The 20,031-nt window shown below is 39.1% G+C and carries 18 protein-coding genes and 3 tRNA genes; 11 read left to right on the forward strand and 10 right to left on the reverse strand.

Going from position 1 to position 20,031, the window contains the following annotated elements:
- Nucleotides 1-13: 13 nt before the first annotated feature.
- On the reverse strand, nucleotides 14-907 hold the full coding sequence (gene rsmH / locus BMZ55_RS07135) for a 16S rRNA (cytosine(1402)-N(4))-methyltransferase RsmH (protein WP_089819745.1): 894 nt from the start codon (nucleotides 905-907) through the stop codon (nucleotides 14-16).
- A 36-nt stretch (nucleotides 908-943) separates the two neighbouring features.
- On the reverse strand, nucleotides 944-1,414 hold the full coding sequence (gene mraZ, locus BMZ55_RS07140; RefSeq protein ID WP_089819746.1) for a division/cell wall cluster transcriptional repressor MraZ: 471 nt from the start codon (nucleotides 1,412-1,414) through the stop codon (nucleotides 944-946).
- Between the two features lie 244 nt (nucleotides 1,415-1,658).
- Here mraZ and BMZ55_RS07145 point away from each other — a divergent pair, with 244 nt between their 5' ends.
- From BMZ55_RS07145 to BMZ55_RS07160, 4 genes are all read left to right on the forward strand, one after another.
- On the forward strand, nucleotides 1,659-2,423 hold the full coding sequence (locus tag BMZ55_RS07145) for an alpha/beta fold hydrolase (protein ID WP_089819747.1): 765 nt from the start codon (nucleotides 1,659-1,661) through the stop codon (nucleotides 2,421-2,423).
- Nucleotides 2,424-2,476: 53 nt separating this feature from the next.
- A complete protein-coding gene (yihA, locus tag BMZ55_RS07150; protein ID WP_089819748.1) occupies nucleotides 2,477-3,100 on the forward strand; it encodes a ribosome biogenesis GTP-binding protein YihA/YsxC in 624 nt (207 codons plus the stop codon).
- Between the two features lie 15 nt (nucleotides 3,101-3,115).
- Nucleotides 3,116-3,571, forward strand: coding sequence for a GNAT family N-acetyltransferase (locus BMZ55_RS07155; RefSeq protein WP_089819749.1), 456 nt, complete (start codon nucleotides 3,116-3,118; stop codon nucleotides 3,569-3,571).
- Nucleotides 3,572-3,692: 121 nt separating this feature from the next.
- Nucleotides 3,693-5,831: a S46 family peptidase gene (locus BMZ55_RS07160; RefSeq protein ID WP_089819750.1), complete on the forward strand. Its 2,139-nt coding sequence runs from the start codon at nucleotides 3,693-3,695 to the stop codon at nucleotides 5,829-5,831.
- Nucleotides 5,832-6,245: 414 nt separating this feature from the next.
- On the opposite strand, the gene BMZ55_RS07165 is transcribed toward BMZ55_RS07160, so the two are convergent.
- The 4 genes from BMZ55_RS07165 to BMZ55_RS07180 all read right to left on the reverse strand — a co-directional run bounded on the left by BMZ55_RS07165 (nucleotide 6,246) and on the right by BMZ55_RS07180 (nucleotide 11,849).
- The gene (locus BMZ55_RS07165; protein WP_089819751.1) at nucleotides 6,246-7,214 is read right to left on the reverse strand and encodes an ROK family protein; all 969 of its coding nucleotides are present in this window, start codon (nucleotides 7,212-7,214) and stop codon (nucleotides 6,246-6,248) included.
- Between the two features lie 100 nt (nucleotides 7,215-7,314).
- Nucleotides 7,315-10,386: a preprotein translocase subunit SecA gene (gene secA / locus BMZ55_RS07170; protein WP_089819752.1), complete on the reverse strand. Its 3,072-nt coding sequence runs from the start codon at nucleotides 10,384-10,386 to the stop codon at nucleotides 7,315-7,317.
- A 115-nt stretch (nucleotides 10,387-10,501) separates the two neighbouring features.
- The gene (locus tag BMZ55_RS07175; RefSeq protein WP_015807225.1) at nucleotides 10,502-10,723 is read right to left on the reverse strand and encodes a DUF2795 domain-containing protein; all 222 of its coding nucleotides are present in this window, start codon (nucleotides 10,721-10,723) and stop codon (nucleotides 10,502-10,504) included.
- A 97-nt stretch (nucleotides 10,724-10,820) separates the two neighbouring features.
- On the reverse strand, nucleotides 10,821-11,849 hold the full coding sequence (locus BMZ55_RS07180; RefSeq protein ID WP_089819753.1) for a GDP-mannose 4,6-dehydratase: 1,029 nt from the start codon (nucleotides 11,847-11,849) through the stop codon (nucleotides 10,821-10,823).
- 65 nt (nucleotides 11,850-11,914) lie between these two features.
- Between BMZ55_RS07180 and BMZ55_RS07185 the strand changes: the two genes are divergently transcribed.
- Together BMZ55_RS07185 and BMZ55_RS07190 are read left to right on the forward strand one after the other, a co-directional pair.
- Nucleotides 11,915-12,712: a DUF2797 domain-containing protein gene (locus BMZ55_RS07185; protein ID WP_089819754.1), complete on the forward strand. Its 798-nt coding sequence runs from the start codon at nucleotides 11,915-11,917 to the stop codon at nucleotides 12,710-12,712.
- A gap of 41 nt (nucleotides 12,713-12,753) precedes the next feature.
- A complete protein-coding gene (locus tag BMZ55_RS07190; protein ID WP_089819755.1) occupies nucleotides 12,754-15,423 on the forward strand; it encodes a hypothetical protein in 2,670 nt (889 codons plus the stop codon).
- Between the two features lie 19 nt (nucleotides 15,424-15,442).
- On the opposite strand, the gene BMZ55_RS07195 is transcribed toward BMZ55_RS07190, so the two are convergent.
- The 4 genes from BMZ55_RS07195 to BMZ55_RS07210 all read right to left on the reverse strand — a co-directional run bounded on the left by BMZ55_RS07195 (nucleotide 15,443) and on the right by BMZ55_RS07210 (nucleotide 16,225).
- Nucleotides 15,443-15,784, reverse strand: coding sequence for a hypothetical protein (locus BMZ55_RS07195; RefSeq protein WP_089819756.1), 342 nt, complete (start codon nucleotides 15,782-15,784; stop codon nucleotides 15,443-15,445).
- Nucleotides 15,785-15,946: 162 nt separating this feature from the next.
- A tRNA-Leu gene (locus BMZ55_RS07200) sits at nucleotides 15,947-16,030 on the reverse strand.
- 3 nt (nucleotides 16,031-16,033) lie between these two features.
- A tRNA-Gly gene (locus tag BMZ55_RS07205) sits at nucleotides 16,034-16,109 on the reverse strand.
- 34 nt (nucleotides 16,110-16,143) lie between these two features.
- Nucleotides 16,144-16,225: transfer RNA gene (locus tag BMZ55_RS07210), tRNA-Leu, on the reverse strand.
- Between the two features lie 160 nt (nucleotides 16,226-16,385).
- Between BMZ55_RS07210 and BMZ55_RS07215 the strand changes: the two genes are divergently transcribed.
- The 5 genes from BMZ55_RS07215 (at nucleotide 16,386) to BMZ55_RS07235 (ending at nucleotide 20,030) form a co-directional block, all read left to right on the forward strand.
- A complete protein-coding gene (locus BMZ55_RS07215; RefSeq protein ID WP_089819757.1) occupies nucleotides 16,386-16,757 on the forward strand; it encodes a DUF3127 domain-containing protein in 372 nt (123 codons plus the stop codon).
- Nucleotides 16,758-16,813: 56 nt separating this feature from the next.
- Nucleotides 16,814-17,467: a leucyl/phenylalanyl-tRNA--protein transferase gene (aat, locus tag BMZ55_RS07220; RefSeq protein ID WP_089819758.1), complete on the forward strand. Its 654-nt coding sequence runs from the start codon at nucleotides 16,814-16,816 to the stop codon at nucleotides 17,465-17,467.
- The gene (locus BMZ55_RS07225; protein WP_089819759.1) at nucleotides 17,457-18,371 is read left to right on the forward strand and encodes a DMT family transporter; all 915 of its coding nucleotides are present in this window, start codon (nucleotides 17,457-17,459) and stop codon (nucleotides 18,369-18,371) included. The genes aat and BMZ55_RS07225 overlap by 11 nt, the downstream gene beginning before the upstream one ends.
- A 134-nt stretch (nucleotides 18,372-18,505) precedes the next feature.
- On the forward strand, nucleotides 18,506-19,159 hold the full coding sequence (locus BMZ55_RS07230; RefSeq protein ID WP_039340974.1) for a CBS domain-containing protein: 654 nt from the start codon (nucleotides 18,506-18,508) through the stop codon (nucleotides 19,157-19,159).
- Nucleotides 19,160-19,163: 4 nt separating this feature from the next.
- The gene (locus tag BMZ55_RS07235) at nucleotides 19,164-20,030 is read left to right on the forward strand and encodes an NAD kinase (RefSeq protein WP_089819760.1); all 867 of its coding nucleotides are present in this window, start codon (nucleotides 19,164-19,166) and stop codon (nucleotides 20,028-20,030) included.
- Nucleotide 20,031: the final 1 nt, after the last annotated feature.

A 20,031-nucleotide genomic window follows, 5' to 3' on the forward strand; every position in this document is an offset into this window, starting at 1 on the left:
ATTTCGTGCTTTTTTATAGTTTTATACCTGTTCTTAGTTTTGCGCTTCTTGCGCGCGAGTTTTCATCAATTTCTTCACTGCTCGGAATGGTCGCTTTGGTTTGCAGCAAATCAAAAGTTTTCGCAAAATTTCCATAAATATCGCGTTCAGGTTCTCCTTCGAACATTCCGTTTTTCAAAAATCTTTTTACCAATCGGTCTTCTAATGAATGATAAGAAATCACCACCAAACGGCCGCCCGGTTTTAAAATACGGTGTGCCTGCAAAAGCATTTCTTTCAAAGCTGCCAGTTCCTGGTTTACTTCAATCCGGATTGCCTGAAAAATCTGGGCGTATACCTTATTTTGCTTAAACTGCGGGATATAGCTGAAAACTTTTTTTAATTCTTCCGTAGTTTCTATCGGTTTATTTTTTCGGGCCTGAACGATTTCTCGCGCTAATTTCCGCGATTCGCGGATTTCACCATACTGAAAAAGGATATTCGCGATATCGTCTTCTTCATATTCATTAATGATTTTCTTGGCGTCTAAAAGCTGCATTACATTCATCCGCATATCCAGCGGCGCGTCACTTCTTGTCGAAAATCCACGGTCGGCTTCATCAAACTGATGAGAAGAAACACCCAAATCTGCCAAAACACCGTCCACCTGCGTAACTCCGTAGATAAATAGCGCATTTTCCAGAAACCGGAAATTTTGGTTGATCAGCGTAAAACGTTCATCTTCGATGGTGTTTTTCAGCGCGTCCAAATCCTGGTCGAAACTGTAGAGTTTCCCTTTTTCCGAAAGCCTGCTGAGAATTTCGCGGGAATGACCACCGCCGCCGAAAGTACAATCCACGTAGATACCATCGGGATTTGTTACCAAATCATCGACACTTTTTTTTAGCAAAACAGGATTGTGATACATTATATTCAGGTTAAATTCTCTTGATTTCCTTAGAAATTACAGCGCTTCATCATCAAAGCTCAGGTTTCCCATCACTTCTTCGGCAAGGTTCGCAAAATTTTCTTCGGAGGTTGCGATTACGTTTTCGTAGGCTTCTTTGTCCCAAATTTCCAAAAGCTCGCCAGCACTCGTAATTACGATTTCTTTTTTCAGATGAGCGAACTGTGTTAAATCTTTAGAAATTTGGAGGCGCCCTGCATTGTCCAGTTCTACCACTTTTACACCCGCGGTAAACTGGCGGATGAAGTCGGCATTTTTCTTGATAAACCGGTTGAGGCCGGTAAGTTTTTTCATCAGCCGGTCCCAAACCGTCATTGGATAAACCTCCAGACATGGCTGAAACACAGCACGTTTGATGACAAAGGAACCATCATCGAAATCTCCCATTTGCTTTACCAGCGCGGCAGGGAGTTTTAGCCGACCTTTGTCGTCTATTCTACATTCATATGTTCCGATGAAATTCTTCATTTGGGACAAATTTATATAAAAATTTCTAAAAGCTCCCACTTTTACCCACTTTTTGACTTAATGTTAATAAGTTTCTATTTTCGTGTTAAAACGCTGATTAAAAAGGAGTTATTCAAACCATAAAAATTACCCCTTTTAACGGCATATTTTTGATAAAAAAAATCTTAATTTTATTATTATAAAAAGGTAAATTATAATTTGGTGTTTAATTTGTATTTTTGCACACGCTCAATGCGTACACTCTATGATATTTAAAACTAAAAAAGAAAAAAAATTCGCTTTTATTGAAGCTGGTGAAGGTGAACCTATTATTCTGCTGCACGGATTAATGGGCGGTTTAAGCAATTTCGAAAAGACAGTAATGTTCTTTTCTGAGCGTGGTTACAAGGTTTTTGTTCCCGTGCTTCCGGTGTACGATTTGCCGGTGCTTAATACCAACTTAACCACAATAGCGAAATACGTTTCCAAGTTTATTGAAGAAAAAGTAGGGAAGCCGGCGGTAATTGTCGGAAATTCTATGGGTGGACATATTGGGCTGATCCTGACCTTAGCACGCCCGGATTTGGTGACGCATCTTGTGCTTACCGGAAGCTCCGGCCTTTACGAACGCGCTTTTGGTGATAGTTTCCCGCGGAAAAGCGATAAAAACTACATCAGAAAGAAAACCGAAGAAGTTTTCTACGACCCGATTGTCGCAACCGATGAATTGGTGGATGAGGTTTTTGCGGTGGTGAATGACCGTATGAAAGGTATTAAAACCGTGATGCTTGCACGAAGTGCTATTAAGCACAACATGCTGAATGATTTACCAAAAATCACCACACCGGTTTGCCTGATCTGGGGACGGCAGGATAATGTAACGCCGCCGGATGTTGCAATAGATATGAATAAATTTCTGCCAAATTCCGAACTCCACTGGATTGAAGAATGCGGGCACGCTGCAATGATGGAAAAGCCAGACAAGTTCAATGAAATATTGTACGAGTGGTTGCAGCGCAAGAAAATATAGTTTGATGGAAGTTCTACTTCCATTTTTTATTTCAGTTAATTAAATTTCAGAACATGGTTATCAAGACAGCAGAATTCGTAAAAAGCAGCGGCAAATGGCAGGAATGTCCCGAACCGACTTTACCGGAATATGCATTTATCGGCCGCTCCAACGTGGGAAAATCTTCACTGATCAACGCACTGATGAACCATAAAGATTTAGCAAAAACCTCCGGAACGCCGGGAAAAACGCAGCTTATCAATCATTTTATCATCAATGAAAAATGGTATTTAACAGATTTGCCGGGTTATGGTTACGCCAGAGTTTCTAAAACTTTGCGGAAAGATTTCGAAAATCTCATCATTAATTATATTCTGAACCGCAAAAATCTGGTGAACCTTTTCGTGCTCATCGATTCCCGACACACGCCACAAAAAATTGATATTGAATTTATTGAATATTGCGGCGAAAGTGGAATTCCGTTTTCTTTGGTTTTTACCAAAGCTGATAAATTGAAACCGAACGTGGTTCTTGCGAACGTGGAAAAATACAAACAGGAATTGCTGAAAACCTGGGAAGATCTGCCGGAAATTTATGTAACCTCCGCAGAAAAGAAAACGGGTGGCGATGAGATCCTGGCTTTCATTTCGAAAACCAACCAGTTTCTTCACGAAAATCATGTTAAATTCGATAATTAGCAGCTTTTAATTTTTATGAAATCTTACGCAGTCGTCTGGCAGGTAAAATCCTTCAGCGAACTTTCTACCCAAGAATTATATAAAATTTTGCAGGCAAGAATCGATGTTTTTGTGGTGGAACAAAACTGTCCTTACCCGGAAACCGATGGTTATGATGAAAAAGCACTTCACCTTTGGGCAGAAAAAAACGGTGAAATAGCGGCATATTGCCGAATTTTCGCACCCGAAATTAAATACGAATTTGCCTCGATCGGGCGCGTTTTAACCAATCAAAATGTTCGCGGGCAAAATTTCGGTAAAGGTTTAATGAAAATCGCGCTGGATATTATAGAAACCCGTTTTAAAACAAGCAAAATCCAGATTTCAGCGCAGGATTATCTTTTGAATTTCTATGCGGATTTCGGTTTTCAATCAACCGGAAACTCTTATCTTGAAGACGATATTCCGCACACCGAAATGTTACGGTCTTAGAAAACGTAAAAATTTGCCTTTTTAACGCCGAAAAAATACAAACCGAAACTGCAGTTTTCCGGTTTTTTTGATGCTTTGAAGTAAAAGTTATTTCTTAAATTAGCACATTAAATAATATTAAATGAAAAGAATTTTTTTACTGCTCACCTTTATGCTGAGCTTTCTGCAACTGAAAGCAGATGAGGGAATGTGGCTTTTGACCATGATCAAAAGATTGAACGGTGTAGACCTTCAAAAACAAGGATTAAAACTTACCGCAGAAGAAATATATTCTGTGAACAATTCCAGCTTAAAAGATGCTATTGTGCAGTTTGGCGGCGGCTGTACCGCAGAAATGGTTTCCAAAGAAGGTTTGCTTTTCACGAATCACCACTGTGGTTACGGAAATATCGCAGCACTTTCTACTCCGGAAAAAGACCATTTAACCAATGGTTTCTGGGCGATGAAAAGAAGCGAAGAACTTCCTGCAAAAGGTTTATCTGTACGCTTTCTGGTAAGAATGGACGATGTTTCCAAAAGAATCAACGCAAAACTGAACAACACCATGTCTGCAGATGAAAGAAAAAATATCATCGATGCAGAATACAAACTCATCCAGAACGAAAACTCTGAAAACGGAAAATATACCGTTGTAGTTCGGGATTTTTTCAATGGTAATGAATTTTACTATTTTGTATACCAAGATTTTAAGGATGTAAGGTTGGTAGGAACTCCGCCAAATTCTTTAGGTAAATTCGGTGGCGATACCGATAACTGGGAATGGCCAAGACATACCGTAGATTTCTCTGTCTTCCGTGTTTATGCTGATGCCAACAATAATCCAGCGGAATATTCGGCTACCAACGTGCCGATGAAACCAAAACATTCGCTTCCTATTTCATTGAAGGGTTACAAACCTGGTGATTTCACCATGATTCTTGGTTTCCCGGGAAGAACCAACCGTTTTTTACCGTCTTTCGGTATTGAGCAAATGGTGAACAAAGATTATCCGGCTTGGGTAGAAGCTTCTAAAGTTGCCATGGATGTCATGAAAAAATACATGGACAAAGACCAGGCGACTAAATTAGACTACGCTTCACAATACGCAAGTGTGGCAAACTATTGGAAAAACAGACAGGGAACCATCGATGCTGTCGAGAAAAACGGAACAGTTGCTGACAAGCAAAAATTGGAAGCTAAATTCCAGGCTTGGGCACTTTTACCTGCTAATGAAGAAATGTACGGAACAGTTCTTCAGGACTTGAAAAACAATTACGCACAGTTTTCTAACAGAAATGTGGAGAGAAATTACGCGTCACAACTTCAGAGAAATGCAAAATACATCGGTATTGCATATCAGCTCGGTTCATTGTTGAAAACTTACGCAGATCAGGATGCAACGGCTCGTCTCGCGATGAAACCTAAAGTTGAAGATGCAATCAACAGATTTTACGACAAAATAAACGTAAAACTGGAAGGCGAAATGCTGAACTCTATGGTGGGACTTTACCAGCAAAGAGTTACAAAAGAAGATTCTTCGCCAACACTTTTAGCTGCAGATGCTAAAAACCTTTCTACAATGGCTTATGCATCCATTTTCGCGACCAAAGAATCTGCAATGAACTTCTTAAACAATCCGGACAGACTGAAAATTGATGCAGATCCGTTATTGAAATTGGCTAACGGTTTTGTTAACGACCAGAAATTAGGTGCTGAAAAATATGCTAAAGTTGATGAAGCTTTTGCAAAAAATAACAGAATCTTCTTAGATGGTTTAAGAAAATCCCTTCCGGATCAAGCATTTTATCCGGACGCGAATTCTACAATGCGTTTAACTTACGGTTCTATCAGCACTTTGCCGGAAAGAGCAGACCGCAACTACGCGGGTATTTCTGAAAAAAATAACTACTATACAGACATCAACGGAATGGTGGCGAAATACAAAAAAGGTGATGAAGAATTCGATTTGCCACAGCGCTTTTTAGACTTGGTGAAAAAGAAAGATTTCGGCCAATATAAAGACAAAAAAGGATTTATGCCGGTAAACTTCCTGTCGGACAACGATATCACCGGAGGAAACTCAGGCTCACCGGTTCTTGATGGCGAAGGAAGATTGCTTGGTTTGGCTTTCGATGGAAACAGCGAAGCGTTAAGCGGCGATATTATCTTCGATCCAAAATTGCAGAAAACCATCAGTGTTGATGTAAGAATGGTACTTTGGACCATTGAAAAATACGGAAACGCAGGTCATTTGATCAGTGAGATGGTATTGGTAAAATAAGAAAAGGTTTTCCTATAAATAAGAAGACTGCTGAAATTTTTCAGCAGTTTTTTTGTGCTTAAAAGCGGCATTTTTTTAATAATGATTAATGGTTAATTATTAATGAAAAATATAAAACCAAAAAATCCCCTGCTTTATGGGCAAATTTTTCTAAACTTTAAAACCAAAAAATCTGGCACTTTAACGCGAAATTTTAATATTGAAGAGATGAATGTTGACTGGTTTTTGAAGTATTAAAATCGAAAAAATTACCTGCTTTAAAGCCGAATTTTTTCAATTTTAAAAATAATATTTCCAATGCAAAAATTGATTATTCGAAAACATTAAAACAAAAAAATATGCCGCTGAAACGGCATATATTTCAAATTTACAAAAAGCAAAAAAAAGGTCTTTTTGCAGCTAAAAAAGTAGTTATTATTTTTCCCAAACCAAAGCGCTGGCGCCTAAAATTGCGGCATCAGCTTCATTCAGTTCACTAAAAACCAATGAAACTTTATTTCGGAAAATTGGTAAAAGATTGCGTTCCATATGTAGTTTTGTGGGTTTTAAAATGAAATCTCCGGCTTTAATCACGCCACCGAAAAGCAAAATCGCCTCTGGTGAGGAAAACATCACAAAGTTGGCTAAAGCTTCGCCCAATTTTTGTCCCGTATAACGGAAAACTTCGATAGCGGTTTCGTCGCCGGCAATGGCGCACTCATACACCACTTTGGAGCTTATGTCTTCTTCCGGATGATTGTTAAGCATTGAACTGGGGAATTCTGCGCGCATTTTTTTCGCCGTAATCGCAATTCCGGTGGCAGATGCGTAGGCTTCGAGAGAACCTTCTGAGCCGGTGCTCCAGTGTTTTCTGCCGCCAGGTTTCACGATTGTATGTCCAAGTTCGCCTGCAAAGCCATCGTGACCGTAAAGCAGCTGTCCGTTGGTGATAATTCCGCTTCCTACGCCGGTTCCCAAAGTCATCATAATGAAATCTTTCATACCGCGCGCAGCACCAAACATCATTTCGCCAAGTGCCGCAGCATTGGCGTCGTTTGTCATTTTGCAGCGTATACCGAACTTTTTAGTCATAAGATCCGCAAACGGCACAATACCTTTCCAGTTCAGGTTTGGTGCCTGCTCAATCGTTCCGGTATAATAATTTGCATTCGGTGCGCCGACACCAATTCCGTCAAGTTTTTCTTCATCGCAATGTCTGGCAATGAGTGGCGTAAGATTTTCGTATAAAGCCTCAATAAAGTCTTCCACAAGCGGGAAATCATCGGTTTTCAAGCTGCCTTTTTCTAAAATCTGGCCCCGATGGTTTACAAGTCCGAATTTGGTATTGGTACCGCCGATATCAATACCGAGTGCAACTTGTTGCGAAAGATCTACTAATGCCATTTATCTATTTTTATGGCATTAAAAGTACAAAAAATTAAAATGTGCGCACAAAAAAACTTCTCCAGCAAGCTGAAGAAGTTTGGTATTTAGAAAGTGTTAATTACGTCGGGATTTCGCCTTTGTAAAGGAAAGAAATAATTTCTTTGTTTACTCTCTCCACCATTTCGGTGAAAAGGTAAAAAGATTCCTGTTTGTAAATTACAAGCGGATCTTTCTGCTCGTAAACCGCGCCCTGAGACGAACGACGAAGGTCGTCCATTTCTCTGAGGTGAAGTTTCCAGTTTTCATCGATAATCGCTAAAGAAATATTTTTTTCGAAATCGTTTATTAAGGATTCACATTTCGTTTCGTATGCTTCTTTCAAATCCGTCACGATGGTCATTGTTTTAATGCCGTCGGTAAACGGAACCTGAATCATTTTAAACATTGAGCCCTGGTTTTGGTAAACGTTTTCGATGATCGGATAAGATTTTTCTTTCAAAAGATTCAGCTTCATCTGGTAATCGTCGGATGCAGCTTTGTATAAAATATCAGTAAGTTCCGGAACCTGTTTTGTTTTGAAATCGTTTTCACTGAATGGAGTTTCCATGGTGAAAAATTTAATGATTTCATATTCCAGCTCTTTAAAATCGCCTTCCAGTTTTCCGCGTGAAACCAATGATTGCGCAACATCGAAAATCATGTTGGAAATATCGTATTTCAGGTGGTCACCGAAGAGTGCATTCTTTCTTCTTTTGTAGATAACGTCGCGCTGTTTGTTCATCACGTCGTCATATTCCAAAAGCTTTTTACGGACACCAAAGTTATTTTCCTCAACTTTTTTCTGGGCTCTTTCGATGGATTTTGAAATCATACCGTGCTGAATAACTTCTCCTTCTTTGTGACCCATTTTATCCATCATTTTCGCAATTCTTTCAGAACCGAAAAGACGCATCAAATTGTCTTCCAGGGAAACGTAAAACTGGGAACTTCCTGGGTCACCCTGACGACCGGCACGTCCACGCAACTGTCTGTCTACGCGTCGTGAATCATGTCTTTCTGTACCAATGATCGCTAAACCGCCATTTTTCTTCACCTCTCCCTGCAGTTTAATATCTGTACCACGACCTGCCATGTTGGTTGCGATGGTTACAACACCAGGTCCACCTGCCATTGCTACGATTTCCGCTTCACGAGCGTGAAGTTTCGCGTTCAAGACATTATGCTGAATTTTTCTGAGCTGAAGCGCTCTGGATAGCAACTGAGAGATTTCTACTGAAGTGGTACCCACCAAAACCGGTCGGCCATCTGCGGTTAATCTTTCAATTTCTTCAATTACTGCGTTATATTTTTCTCGGTTGGTTTTGTAAACCAAATCCTGTCTGTCATCTCTGATAATTGGTTTATTGGTTGGGATAACCACTACATCCAGTTTATAAATTTCCCAAAGTTCGCCTGCTTCAGTTTCTGCTGTACCCGTCATCCCCGCAAGTTTGTTGTACATACGGAAATAGTTCTGAAGCGTAATTGTTGCAAAAGTTTGGGTTGCAGCTTCGATCTTTACATTTTCTTTCGCTTCGATCGCCTGGTGAAGTCCGTCGGAATAACGTCTTCCTTCCATAATACGGCCGGTTTGCTCATCTACGATTTTTACCTCGCCGTCGATTACCACGTATTCATCATCTTTTTCGAATAAAGTATACGCTTTCAGCAGTTGATTTAGCGTGTGAACGCGCTCAGATTTTACCGCAAATTCACTGAATATTTTTTCTTTGGCTTCAAATTCTTCCTCTTTTGTTAAATTTTTAGCTTCAACTTCGGCGATTTCAGTTCCGATGTCCTGCAAAACGAAGAAATCCTTATCTTCATTTCCCGCAGACATATATTCTACACCTTTATCGGTCAGGTCAATCTGGTTATTTTTTTCATCGATAACGAAATATAAATCTTTATCAACAATCGGCATATCGCGGTTGTTGTCTGCCATATATTGTCCTTCCACTTTTTGGAGAAGCGATTTGTGACCACTTTCAGAAAGGAATTTTATAAGCTGACGGTTTTTTGGTAAACCTCTGTAGGCCTGCAACAATTTAAAACCACCTTCTTTCGTATTTCCGTTGTTAATGAGCTTTTTAGCTTCATTAAAAATCGCGCTCACCGTTTTTTTCTGAATTTCCACAATTCGGTCAACGGAAGGTTTTAAAGTATCAAATTCCTGACGGTCGCCTTGTGGGACCGGCCCGGAAATTATTAATGGTGTTCTGGCATCATCCACCAAAACAGAATCTACCTCATCGACGATGGCAAAATTCAATTCACCCTGAACGAGTTCTGAAGGTGAAGTCACCATATTATCTCTCAAATAATCGAAACCAAATTCGTTATTTGTTCCGTAGGTGATGCTTGATTGGTAAGCTTTTCTACGCGCATCAGAATTCGGTTGGTGATTATCAATACAATCGATGGAAAGACCGTGGAACTGGTAAAGCGGTCCCATCCAAAGAGAGTCACGTTTCGCCAAATAATCATTTACGGTAACCACGTGTACACCACGGCCCGGAAGAGCATTTAGATAAATTGGTAAGGTCCCAACCAAGGTTTTACCTTCACCTGTCGCCATCTCCGCGATTTTACCGTTATGCAAAACTACACCACCGATAAATTGCACGTCATAATGCACCATATCCCACTGGATCGGTGTTCCGGCAGCATCCCAATGATTTTTCCAAACTGCAGTATCGCCGTCTAATTCCACAAAATCTCTCGTGGCAGCAAGCTGGCGGTCCATTTCTGTGGCTTGTACGCGGATTTCTCCGTTTTGTGCCAGTCTGCGTGAAGTTTCTTTAATGAGCGCAAAAGCTTCAGGTAAAATATCCGAAAGTACTTTTTCTTCGATCTGATAAGAATCTTTTTTCAGCGCTTCTATTTTAGCAAAAAGGGCTTCTTTCTCATCAATATTTGATGAGTTTTTTATCTGTTCTTTGGTCTGTTCAATCTGTGCTGAAATTTCCGCGGTTGCCGTTTTCAGTTTTTCTTTAAATTCAGCAGTTTTCTGTCGTAAGCCATCATCCGACAATTCGGCGATGTTTGGTTCTGCTGCTTTTATTCTGCTTACAACTTTTTTTACGTCTTTAAGATCAGTTATATTTTTATCACCAAGAAAACCTTTAAGAACTTTGTCTATAAAACCCATACTATTTACTTTAAGCTTATGTGGAAAAACACGCCGCTATTTAAAATTTTAAAATTTTTAGAATTTTTCTAAAATATAAAAGCCGATAGCCAAAGATGACCACCGACTGTGTTTTTTAATATTCATCTTCATTCCAGAGGAAGTCATCGTCGGTTGGATAATCGCTCCAAACCTCTTCGATGGATTCATAAATTTCCCCTTCATCTTCTATTGCCTGAAGGTTTTCTACCACCTCCATTGGTGCGCCTGTTCGTATTGCATAATCAATAAGTTCTGCCTTTGTCATCGGCCAGGGTGCGTCGCTCAGATAAGAAGCCAATTCTAATGTCCAATACATATCATTTTATTTTTTGCAAAAGTATAAAAATAGGCGACATAAAAAAGGTTTTTGTCGCTGATTTTCAACAAACTTTGGTTATTATTTTCATTCAATTTCAGGAACCCTTTCTCAAAAACCATTCCACAAACTTTTTTATGCCATTTGGGAAATGGGTCACCGGCTGATAACCAAGCAAAGTCTTGGCTTTATGGATGTCAGCGTGTGTTTTCTGCACATCACCAGGCTGCATTGGCAAAAGATTTTTCCGTGCTTTTGTCTGCAGCTCATTTTCTATGGTTTCCACCATTTCATTTAATGTCACCACCTGATTTTCGCCGAGGTTAATAATTTCATAAACCGACGTGTGTGTTTCCAAATGGGTGACTGCTTTTTGAATACCTTCAATGATATCATCGATGTAGGTATAATCCCGTGCTGTGGAACCATCTCCATAAAACGGAATTTCGGCGTTATTACTGATGTTTTTCGTGAATTTATGTATTGCAAGATCAGGTCTTTGCCGCGGTCCGTAAACGGTAAAAAACCGAAGGTGAATCATGTTTATACCGTAAAGATGATGGTAAACATGACCTAAAATCTCGGTGCATTTTTTAGTGGCCGCGTAGGGAGAAATTGGTTCATCAACACGGTCATCTTCATGAAACGGAACATGCTCATTATTGCCGTAAACGCTTGAACTAGAAGCAGATATAAACTTTTGAATATCAAATTTTTTCGTCAGTTCCCACAAATGCATGGTGCCTTTAATATTTACTTCCTCGTAATCCAAAGGTTTTTCGATGGACGGCCGCACACCCGCAAGCGCCGCGAGATGAATAACCATATCGATTTTATGCTTTTCAAATATTTTTTCAAGCCCGTCGAAATCCCGGATATCCTGATAATAAAGTTGGTAATGTTTGGTCGAAGTTTCAAATATAAGTTTCTGAATATCAAGTTCTTTTTCATGAAAACTGAATTCGGAAGTTTTTCGCACGGATTCGAGCGTATTTTTGATTTTTACCCTATAGTCATAAAAATCATCAAAATTGTCTATGTTAATGACAGAATGTCCGCTCTTCAGCAAATGTTCCACAAGGTGCGAACCGATAAATCCGCTTCCGCCAGTAACTAGATAATTCATGTTGTGCTTTTAATCACACAAATTTAATTAAAATCAAATCATTAAATTTACTGAAATATTTAGCCATGCAATTTACCGGACAGCTCCTGAAAATGACGACGATTAACGGAAAACCCATTCAGTATTTCCTGAATCTTTCCAATGATCTTATTAATATGAATCAGGTCATCGGTAAAAATCTGAAAATTAAGCTCGTTGGTTACGAATGTGTAAACTGCGGACGCGACAATAAAATTTACCGCATGGGTTTCTGTAAAAAATGTTTTTTTGAAAGTCCGTATGCGAGTGACACCATTATCCGGCCGGAACTTTCCACCGCACACCTCGGCATTGAAGAACGCGATCTGGAAGTTGAGCAAAAAATTCAGCTCGCGCCGCACATCGTATATTTGGCTTACACCGGCGATGTAAAAGTTGGTGTCACGCGCGAAACACAACTGCCAACGCGCTGGATTGATCAGGGTGCAACTTTTGCGCTGCCGATCGCGAAAACCGACAACCGCTACGAAGCCGGAATGATAGAAGTTGCGCTGAAAGAACATCTTGCCGACAAAACCAACTGGAAAAAAATGCTCGAAGACGATTTTGAAGACGATTTGGACCTCGCAGATTTCCGGGAAAAAATAAAGGGTTATTTCCCCGAAAATTTTCAAAATTTCTATACCATGGAGCACGAAATGGAGCGGCTGGATTATCCATACGAAGCACCAGAAAAAATCTTGTCGTTCACGCTGGATAAAGTTCCGGAATTTGAAGGTGTTCTGCGCGGAATCAAAGGACAATATTTATCTTTCGAAGGCGGAAATTTCATAAATGTGAGAGGGCATGAGGGCTATGTCGTGCAGCTGGATGTTTCCAAGTAATTTACCGCAATTCGTGGCATAGATTTTTATTCATCCAAAGGATGAAGAAAAATTACATCCGGTATCTTTCCATTTTTTTGCCGGTTACAGTGCTTATTTTTTTGGCTTTTAATTTTGGAACCAATTTTTGGCTCCAAAATAACCTTGCCGGATATATCAAAAAAAACTCCAATTACAAGGTCGCTTATAATGATCTGAAAGTCGATTTGGTGACCGGAGATATTTCTGCTTCAGCAATTTCCATTGAAAATAAAAAAAACTCCAACCCGAATGTCATCGGACTTCAAGGCCATATAGATTCGCTTTCGATAAGTCGGCTCGGGATTTACGACGCTGTTTTTAATAAGGTCATCAATTCCTCGCAATTGGTTTTAGTCCGTCCAAATCTGAAAATCACGCTCGCAAAACCCGTTGACGAAAAAACCGGAAAAAAAAGAAATCCGGTTGTTTTCGAAAATTTGACCATAAAAGGGGGAAACATTTCGATTTTTAAACACACTCAACAAAAATATTTTTCGGTAAAAAATCTCGATCTGAATGTTGAAAATATTCAGATGACCGAAGAAAGTGTGGAGCGAAAACTTCCGGTGGTTTTTGATAAATACGATATTCAGGGACAAAACTTATTTTTCCGACCAGATAATGTGTATGCGATAACCGCAAAACACATCACCACCGAAGCCGGAAAAATGAGTGTGAAAAACTTCGCACTGATTCCGCTGCTGTCATTTCGAAATTTTACCAAATATCATCCGAAGGATAAAAATCTTTACGATTTTAAAACCGCAGAAATGAATTTCAGCGATATTGAGGTAAACGAAAATAAAATTTCTCTCACAAACGCGCATTTTGAAAATCCAGAACTGAACATCCGAACAACTTCGGCAAAACCAAATAAGAAAAAAAAGGATTTCGATTTGGTAATTAATCTTGAAGATGTGCTTTTTAAAAATGCAAAGGTTTCTGTTTTGAAACCCGATGGAACCCCGAAATTTTCTGCCGGAAATGTGACGCTGAACATCAATAAATTTCTGATGAACCGCGAAACTTCTACAGAATCGCTGCCGTTCGAATATGCAAATTTTGATATTGCGGCACAGCACCTAAACTTTGTTTCAGACACCGAAAATATCAATATCGAAAACTTTAGTTTTAACCCGAAAAATGCAGATTTAAAAAATATCGCCTTAAAGCCGGTAATTTCTGCTGAAAATAAAACCAAACTAGCTTTAAATATTAAGCAAATTCAGCTTAAAATAAAGGAATTGAAGCTGATAGAAAATAAGCTGAAAGTTGATGTTCAGAAGGTTTTGCTTAATTCCGTTCAAGGTAATATTTCAGCAGCTAAAAAAAACGGTGCTAAAAAGGCAAATTTTTCCGGTTTACAGTTTCCGCTTACGGTGAAAAACTTCGAAATTCGAAACAGCAATATTTCCATTGAAAATGAAAAATCGCCGGTTGTTTTAAAAAGTTTGAATGGTTATGTTCAAAATATTCAAATGGATGCCGAAACGGTGAAAAATCCTTTTCCATTCAAAACCGGAAAATATGCCCTTACAACCCGGAATTTTCAGTACACCACGGAGTTTTATAACATTACAGCGTCGCTGCTGAAACTGAACAAAGATGTTTTGCAGGTTTCGAATTTTGCAGCAAAACCACGCCTCACACGCGCGCAATTCATCCGAAGGATTCCGACAGAAAAAGATTTGTATGATGTAAAAGTCAGTCAGATTTCGATGAACGGTGATTGGGATTTTCTCTCTGAAAGAAAGTTTCTGAATGCGTCGCAGGTGACTTTAAACCAAATGAATGCAAATATTTTCCGCAGCAAATTACCGAAAGATGATTTGAGCGAAAAACCGCTGTATTCCAAATTATTGCGCAGCATTAAATTTCCGATGTACATTCAGAATCTTGATGTAAAAAATTCCGTTTTGGAATATGAAGAAGACACCAAAAAAAGCGACGGCCCTGGAAAATTGACGTTTGGAAATTTCAACATGAATGTGAAAAACCTGAATTCGGCAAAAATGAAAGGCAAACCGACTTTTGTTCCAATAAATATTTCCTGCCGCTTTATGAATGCTTCGCCGATGAATGTAAAATGGAGTTTTGATACGGCAAACCTCAACGACGCGTTTTCTATTTCCGGAAATATTGCGGATTTACCGGCTTCCAGAGTCAATCCGTTTATTGAACCATATCTAAAAATTCAGGCTACAGGACTGATTTCGGATTTGATTTTTAATTTTAAAGGCACACAGCGCGGGATTTATGGAAGTTTAAAAATGTTGCACCAAAATCTGAAAATCGGCGTGCTGAAAGAAAGCGGTGAAAAAGATAAGTTATTATCGGCTGTCGCAAATATTTTTGTGAAAACAAATTCGGGTAATTATCCCGAATCTGTGGAAGTTGAAGAAGTGTTACGCGATAAAAGCAAGTCTTTTTTCAATCTTTTCTGGCGCGGAATTGAACAGGGATTAAAGAAAACTTTGCTTGGAAAAAACGCTCCGAAAACCGAAAAATCCATTAAAAACACCATGGATAATACCAAAACGGCATTGGAACAGAATAAAAAAGACCTGCAGCAAACCAAAAGCGAGGTGAAGGAAAAAGTGGAAAATATCACCACTAAACCGGAAGAAAAAAAAGCGCCTAAAAAGCGCGGATTTTTCGAAAAAATATTCAAGAAAAAATCCGGAGATTAAATTTTCCGGATTTTATTTTTTATTGAATATCGTATTCTGCTTTTTCGTGAATAGGAACTTTGCGCAGAAAATTATCGAATTCTTCGCCGCTGTAATTGCTTGTTGCGCCGTAAGAATCGAGCAACGTAGCGAGTTCACCGTCGCGGTCTTCAATTAAATACAGCACCGCATTATCATCGGGATTACTTTCACCTTCGAAACGGTAAGATTTCACGATAACGAGATCTTCCGGATTATAAATTTTTTCTTTTTTACCTAAAATCATCTGATGGTCTTCATTCATACAGATTTCTTTGGTAATGCCTCTTTTGTTAAGCGAATTATAAACTTCGGATAAAGTTTTAAGATTGTGAATTGACATGATTTTTTAATTTGCAAATAGCTAACAAAAAAAGTACCAGCCCACGGAAAGCGAATTTTTTCGTGGTTAAATGGGCTTTTTTTTGGTTTTTTCTGAAAGGGAAAATTCTGGTATAAGCAAAAAAAAAACGCTGTTAATCAAAATGATTAACAGCGTTTAAAGTACCTCGGACGGGACTTGAACCCGTACATCCTTACGGACACAGGATTTTAAGTCCTGCGTGTCTACCAATTCCACCACCAAGGCAAGTGGAGCGAAAAACGGGATTCGAACCCGCGACCCCGACCTTGGCAAGGTCGTGCTCTACCAGCTGAGCTATTTTCGCGATGAATTTCCTTAAATTTTATTTAAAAAAATTGTGCGGATGGAGGGACTCGAACCCACACGCCTCACAGCACCAGATCCTAAGTCTGGCATGGCTACCAATTACATCACATCCGCGAAATGAACACCTGTTCTGTTTTTTTGTGAGTGCAAATATAAAAACTTTTCCCACTTAAAGCAATAATTTTTTTTAAAAATTTAATTTTTCAAAAATACTTGTAGAACTTTCTTTTTCTGTCCAATTTTATTACTTTTACCAACTTAACGAATTTATATCATGGAATTACAAGGCACAGTAAAGAAAATAACTGAACTTCAGACATTTGCAAGCGGTTTTCAAAAAAGAGAAATGATCCTGATGACCGAAGAACAGTACCCACAACCTATAAATATTGAATTTTTACAGGATAAAAGCGATTTGCTGAATCAGGTAAAAGAAGGTGATAAAGTGAAGGTTTCTATCAATATCAGAGGTAGAGAGTGGACTTCTCCACAAGGTGAAGTGAAATATTTTAACTCTATCGTGGGTTGGAGAATGGAAAATGTTGCTTCAAATGATGCGGAACCAACGCAAGCTTCATCTTCAAACGCGCAGCCGGCACAAGGCGGAAATGTTTTCGAAGAGGAAGACGACGATTTGCCTTTCTAAAAAATTGAGTACAAAAAATTTAAAATCCTGCTTTCACGGCAGGATTTCATTTTCCTATGATTCTCTTAGATCAGAACGAAATTTCTTTTCCGGACCCGCGTCAATTCGATTCTGAATCCGGAGTTATTGCCATTGGCGGTGATCTCTCGCCGGAGCGCTTGCTTTTTGCGTACCAGCTCGGAATTTTTCCGTGGTTCAATCCGGGTGAAGAGATTTTGTGGTGGTGTCCCGATCCGCGCTTTGTGCTTTTCCCGGAAGATTTAAAAGTTTCAAAATCGATGCGGAAAATTATACGTGACGAAGTTTTTAGTTTCACAGAAAATACCTGTTTCCGACAGGTTTTAGAAGAATGCGCAACGATTTACCGAAAAGATCAGGACGGCACCTGGCTTTCAGAAGAATTAATGGATTCTTTGGAAAAACTTCACGAACTGAAAATAGCCAAAAGCATTGAAGTTTGGCAAAATAACGAGCTGGTCGGCGGTTTTTACGGCATTCAGATCGGTAAAATTTTTTGTGGTGAAAGCATGTTTTCCAAAGTTAGCAATGCATCAAAAGCAGGTTTTATCAATTTTATTCAAAACCAAGGTAAAAATCTCGAGCTTATCGATTGTCAGGCGCATTCTGATCATTTAGAAAGTTTAGGCGCAAAAATGATTTCGAAAACTGAATATTTAAAAATTCTAAAGAACAACAGCTATGAATCCTGAAAAAGAAAGATGGATTTTATTGATCGTACTTTCCATTATTTGGGGTTCATCATTTATTTTAATTAAAAAATCGCTGGAGCATTTCAATCCGTACGAAGTCGGTGCTTTGCGCGTGCTGATTGCAGGGATTTTGCTCTTGCCCGTGGCGCTGAGTAACATTAAAAAGTTCCCCAGGAAACACTTAAAATGGTTAATTCTTGCCGCTATAACCGGTAATTTTATTCCCATGTTCTTGTTTCCAATTGCAGAAACCGAGCTCAGCAGCAGCATTGCCGGGATTGTAAACTCCATGATGCCAATTTTCGTGATTATCGTCGGTATGTTGTTCTGGAAATTTTCAACCACCAAAAGACAACTTATTGGTGTTGTAATAAGTTTCACCGGAGCTTGTATTTTAGCGCTTTCAGGCGGTGAAAGTGGCGAGCTGAAAGTCATTCCGATTTTGTTACTTTTACTTGCAACTTTATGTTACGCAATTTCTACAACTACCGTAAAATCAAAATTGCATCAAATACCGGCGAAAATTCTTTCCGCTTTTGTATTTTCCTTTGTTTTGATTTTGCCTTCGCTGGTTGGCTTGGTAATGGCAGGTTTTTTCAATGATTTGCAGCCAAATAAAAGTTTGTTCATCGGTTTGGGCTTTGTGAGTTTGCTTTCAATTTTCGGAACCGGACTCGCAATGATGCTGAATTATCGTTTACTGAATATTTCAACGCCGTTGTTTGCCTCAACGGTAACATTATTAATGCCGGTTGTCGCGGTGATTTGGGGAATCATTGATGGTGAAAAGCTAACGGTGATGCAGTTTGTAGGCGGACTTATTATATTAGCAGGCCTGATTTTTTTACGGGCTAAAACGCCTAAAAAAGAAAAACCGCAAGAGCCAGAAGTCCTGCGGTTTTAAATAAATCTAATAAAAAGTAAAAATGAAAGGCTACAAAGATATATAAATTTTGTTATTGCTTTAAAATTTTTTTGCTGATTTTTACGGTTAATTTATGCGGCGCTTCTTTTTTTTAATTTTCCTAAATTTGGCTTATGTTTATCAAAGATTATATTTCCAAAGATTATCCGGCCTTCAATACCACCGATTCTATTGAAGACGCGAATGAAATGGCAAAGGAATTTGGATATTCCCACGTTTTTATCAAGAAAAAAGGGTTTTTTCTGGGTGCGCTCAGCCAGTCTTTTTTAGATGAAAGTCCGGAAGGTCAGCTGTCTTCTTTGGAAATTCATTACGAAAAATTTGCCTTGTTCGAAGACGGAAATATGCTGGATTCTGTAAAGCTTTTTCACACGTACAACACCAATATTTTACCGATTCTAAATAAATCTGAGAAATATTTAGGTTATATGTGCGCCGACGATCTGTTTGGTGAGTTTGCAAAATATCCGCTTTTCTCGGAAACCGGTGCGATGCTGATCGTTCAAATTAATGAAAAAAGTTATTCGATGACTGAAATTGCGAAAATTGTGGAGTCGAATAATGCTAAAATTTACGGCTGCTATATCAGCGCTTTTCTTGGTGATGATGTACAGATTACTTTAAAAATAAGCAGCGGAAACTTAAGTTCAATCGATGAAACTTTTGAACGTTACGGCTACAATGTCGTCCTTAAATATTATGACGACGAAAAAGAAGATTTAATGAAAGACCGATTTGGGTTTTTTCAGAAATACATGGAATTTTAAAATAATGAAAGCTGCAATCTACAGCCAGAAAAGTGATCTGGATACATTTTTATACCTGAGCAAATTCGTTTCGGAGCTTGAAAAAAGAGGCGTTCAGGCGATTTTATATGGTCAGATGGCGGAAGCGATGCAGTTTTCTAAAGTTTTCGAAACCTTTGATGGTAAGGAAGATTTAAAGGAGAAAAAAGTCGATCTGTTTTTTACCTTCGGCGGCGACGGAACGATTGTAAATTCCCTGCTTTTTGTGCAGGATTTAGAAATTCCTGTCGTCGGAGTAAATACGGGAAGATTAGGATTTCTTGCGAGTTTTACCAAAGAAGAAGCTTTTTTGGAGCTCGACAGAATACTGAAAGGCGATGTAAAAATCAGCCATCGTTCGGTAATCGAAATTATTTCCCCTAATAACAGCATGTTTTTTCCTTTTGCCTTGAACGACCTTACGATTTCTCGCAAGGAAACAACCGCTATGATTACGGTGGACTCCTATATTAATAATGAATTTCTGAATACATTTTGGGGCGACGGCATCATCATCTCCACGCCTACAGGTTCTACCGCATATTCCTTAAGTTGTGGCGGCCCGATTATAACGCCAAATAACGACACTTTTGTTGTCACACCAATTGCGCCACATAATTTAAATGTCCGTCCGCTGATTGTTAACGACGATGTTGAGATTCGCTTAAAAGTGAAAAGCCGCGTGCCGCAATATTCATTATCTCTGGATTCGCGCCTTTTCCACATGGAAACCGACACCGAAGTGATACTGCGCAAAGCAAAATTCCAAATCCTGCTGGTGCACCCGCCAAGCTTAAGTTTTTACGAAACCATCCGCCAGAAACTGCTTTGGGGGAATGATAAAAGAAATTAAA

It is taken from the genome of Kaistella treverensis (assembly GCF_900114045.1).
Taxonomy (GTDB): domain Bacteria; phylum Bacteroidota; class Bacteroidia; order Flavobacteriales; family Weeksellaceae; genus Kaistella; species Kaistella treverensis.